Source organism: Dietzia sp. B19 (genome assembly GCF_014145155.1).
In the GTDB taxonomy this organism is placed as follows: Bacteria; Actinomycetota; Actinomycetes; order Mycobacteriales; family Mycobacteriaceae; genus Dietzia; species Dietzia natronolimnaea.
Window position 1 is genome coordinate 1 of sequence record NZ_JAALED010000040.1, and the last position, 3,525, is coordinate 3,525.

At 71.1% G+C, this 3,525-nt stretch carries 2 protein-coding genes and 1 tRNA gene; all 3 read left to right on the forward strand.

Annotated features, from left to right (window positions below; genetic code table 11):
* The first annotated feature begins 125 nt into the window (after nt 1-125).
* The 3 genes from G6020_RS01785 (at nt 126) to G6020_RS01795 (ending at nt 3,455) form a co-directional block, all read left to right on the forward strand.
* Nucleotides 126-1,112: a metallophosphoesterase gene (locus G6020_RS01785; protein ID WP_182609467.1), complete on the forward strand. Its 987-nt coding sequence runs from the start codon at nt 126-128 to the stop codon at nt 1,110-1,112.
* A 69-nt stretch (nt 1,113-1,181) separates the two neighbouring features.
* Nucleotides 1,182-1,255, forward strand: a tRNA-Pro gene (locus tag G6020_RS01790).
* A gap of 118 nt (nt 1,256-1,373) precedes the next feature.
* Nucleotides 1,374-3,455, forward strand: a complete 2,082-nt coding sequence (locus G6020_RS01795) for an acyl-CoA dehydrogenase (RefSeq protein WP_182609468.1) — start codon at nt 1,374-1,376, stop codon at nt 3,453-3,455.
* The last annotated feature ends 70 nt before the right edge of the window (nt 3,456-3,525 follow it).

Sequence of the window (3,525 nt, forward strand, 5' to 3'; positions counted from 1 at the left end):
CGGGGGCCGCGATCGGCGACGAGCCCGTCGTCCTCAACGTCCCCGGGCTCGCACCGATCACCATCTCGCCCCCGAGGTAGTCGCCGCGGCCGGGGGGTTCCCGCTACCGCCGGTAGGGTGGAAAGATGCAGCGCCCCTCACGTCGGCCCCAGAGCACCCCGTCGAGTCCCTCCGCCCGCGCGGCGGCCGTCCTCGCGGGGGCGGTCGTGGCCGGGACCGTCTACGCCTCGGGGTGGGAGCGCAACGCGTTCACCGTCCGACGCCACTCGCTCCCCCTGCTCGCGCCGGGGTCGGAGCCCCTCAAGATCCTGCACATCTCGGATCTGCACATGATGCCCGGCCAGAAGCGCAAGCAGGACTTCCTGGCGGCACTGGCGCGGCTGGAGCCGGACCTGGTGCTCAACACCGGCGACAACCTGTCGGACGTGCGCGCGGTGCCGTCGGTCGTGCAGGCGCTCGGCCCGCTGCTCGGCCGGCCCGGGGCGTTCGTCTTCGGCTCCAACGACTACTACGCCCCGGTGCCCAAGAACCCCCTGTCCTACCTCGGGATCGGCCGGAAGAAGCACTCGTCCGTCCCGCTGCCGTGGCGCGACCTCAAGGCGGCGTTCTCCGAGCGGGGCTGGGTCGACGCCACCCACCGGCGTGCGGAGATCGTCGTGGACGGCCGGCGCGTCCTGGTGGCGGGCGTCGACGACCCCCACATCGGTCGCGACCGCTACAGCGAGATCGAGGGACCCGCCGGGCCGGCGTTCGACCTGCGGATCGGGCTGGTCCACTCCCCGGAGCCCCGGGTACTGGACCGTTTCGACGCCGACGGGTACGACCTCGCGGTGGCGGGCCACACCCACGGCGGACAGCTCTGCCTGCCCACGGGGGCGATCGTCACCAACTGCGGCATCGACCGCTCGCGGGCGCAGGGCCTGTCCGCGTGGGGCCGGAACCTGGTCCTGCACGTGTCCGCCGGACTCGGGACCTCGCCGTACGTGCCGGTCCGGACGTTCTGCAGGCCCGAGGCCACACTTCTCGAGCTGGTCGCCGGACCCGGCGGTGGCGGAGACGACGCGACGGTGCCGGAGACGCCGCTGCGCGAACGGGTGCCGCTGCCGGCCTGACCCGGTTTCGCGAATCACCCCGGTTTCGCGAATCACCCGGCGGGGCGCTAGAGTATCCCTCGTTGTCACCGGGGTGTGGCGCAGCTTGGTAGCGCGCTTCGTTCGGGACGAAGAGGTCGTGGGTTCGAATCCCGCCACCCCGACAATGCGAGGTCCCGGGCCGTTCACGGTCCGGGACCTCGGTCATTTGCGTCCCCTGACGGTCCGATTCCGGCCGCGCTACCGGTGCACTTCGGCGTGGACGATCCGTAGAGTCGTGTCATGACCTCCCAGACCGACGTCCAGAACGCCGCGGCCCCGGGGGCGGCAGCCCCCCAGACGACCCACACGGGCCATCCCCACTACGGCCGCATCACCACCACCGGTCAGGGGGACCCCGCCCTCGCCGCCGGGCTCCAGAAGGTCCTCGACGGCCGCTGGGCGGACGCGCGCCGGATGACGCGGGAGGCCATGACCCCGGACATGCTCAACCCGATCGGGGTCACGATGGAGGAGCATCGCGCCCATGTGCTCGACCAGATGAGGCGCCTGGCCGACTCGGGCATGCCCGGGCTGGGGTTCCGCACCGAGGACGGCGGCACCGGGGACACCGGTGGGGCGTTGACCTCCTTCGAGATGCTCGGCCACCTCGACCTGTCCCTCATGGTCAAGGCCGGCGTGCAGTGGGGCCTGTTCGGCGGGGCGATCGCGAATCTCGGCGACGCCGAGACGCGTGGGAAGTACCTGCCGGGAGTCATGAACCTCGACCTCATGGGCTGCTTCGCCATGACCGAGCTCGGCGGCGGGTCGGATGTGCAGAACCTCGAGACCACCGCCACCTTCGACACGGAGACCGACGAGTTCGTCGTCCACTCCCCCACTCCGAGTTCCGAGAAGTGGTACATCGGCAACGCGGCCCGCGACGGGTCCATGGCCGCGGTGTTCGCGCAGCTCATCACCCGCGCCGAGAGCGGTGAGGAGCTCCGCCACGGGGTCCACTGCCTGTTGGTGCCGATCCGGGACGAGGCCGGGAACGACCTGCCGGGGGTCAGGACGACCGATCACGGGCACAAGGGCGGACTGCTCGGCGTGGACAACGGCAAGATCATGTTCGACCACGTGCGTGTCCCCCGTGAGGCGCTGCTCGACCGGTTCGGTGCGGTGGACGCCGACGGACAGTACTCGTCGCCCATCGACTCCGTCGGTGCCCGCTTCTTCACCATGCTCGGCACGCTGATCCGCGGCCGGGTCTCGGTGGGTGCGGCCGCCGGTGCCGCGGCCCGGACCTCACTCGCGCTTTCGGTGCGGTATTCGCTGATCCGCCGCCAGTTCGACCACCCCGCGACGGGCAAGGGCATCCCGCTGTTGGAGTACCGCGAGCACCAGCGTCGTCTGATGCCGCGGGTGGCCCGCGCGTACGCCTACGCGTGCGCCCAGAACGCGATCGTCGCCGAGCTCCACGACTTCGAGAAGAACCCGGAGGCGTTCGACGCCGAGCGGCGCCGCGAGATGGAGTCCCACGCCGCGGGGATCAAGGCCACCGTGACGGGCTTCGCCAACGACACCATCATCGAGGCCCGTCTGGCCTGCGGTGGGGCCGGGTACATGGCCGAGAACCTGCTCACCGAGATGCGCAGGGACTGCGACGTCTTCTCGACGTTCGAGGGCGACAACGTGGTGCTGACGCAGTTGGTGGCCAAAGAGCTGCTCGGAGCCTACGCCGCGGAGTTCGGGGACATGGACCAGCGCGAGACCGTGGCCTTCGCCCTCACCACCGCGGTGGACGTGGTGCAGGAGAAGGCCCGGGCGTCGACGCTGTGGCAGAAGCTCATCGACACGGTGACGGACCGGGAGAACACGGACCTGCTCGACCGCGCCAACCAGCTGGAACTGCTGGTGGACCGCGAGGAGCACCTGTTGGAGACGGTCGCCCGCCGCCTGCGCAAGGCCCAGGGCGAGGACGGCTCGGCGGCGTTCAAGGTGTTCAACTCGGCGCAGGACCACATGCTGCAGGCCGGGCGCGCGCACATGGACAGCTGGGTGTTCGCCCGCTTCGCCGAGGCCGTGGACGCCTGCGAGGACCCCGAGGCCAAGGAGGTCCTGGGAACGCTGTGCGACCTCTACGTCCTGGACATCGTGGACCGCGACAAGGGGTGGTTCCTCGAGCACAACCGCCTGACGACCGAGCGCACCAAGGCCGCGACCGCCGCCCGCAACCGCCTGTGCACCAAGCTCGCGGGCAAGGCGCGGACCCTGGTGGACGCTTTCGCGATCCCCGAGTTCGTCTTCGACGTCCCGATGCTCACCGACGGCGGGGTGGACGCCCCCATCGAGACCACGTCGGGAGCCGACGAGCGCGGTTGACGGGCCGCTGACCGCAGATCCCGGCCGCCACCGCGGCGCACAGGGCCACCGCGGCCAGCACCGCGGCGGC

Coding starts and splice junctions, on each gene's coding strand:
- G6020_RS01785 (WP_182609467.1), top strand. CDS start 126: ATGCAGCGCCCCTCACGTCGGCCCCAGAGCACCCCGTCGAGTCCCTCC.
- G6020_RS01795 (WP_182609468.1), top strand. CDS start 1,374: ATGACCTCCCAGACCGACGTCCAGAACGCCGCGGCCCCGGGGGCGGCA.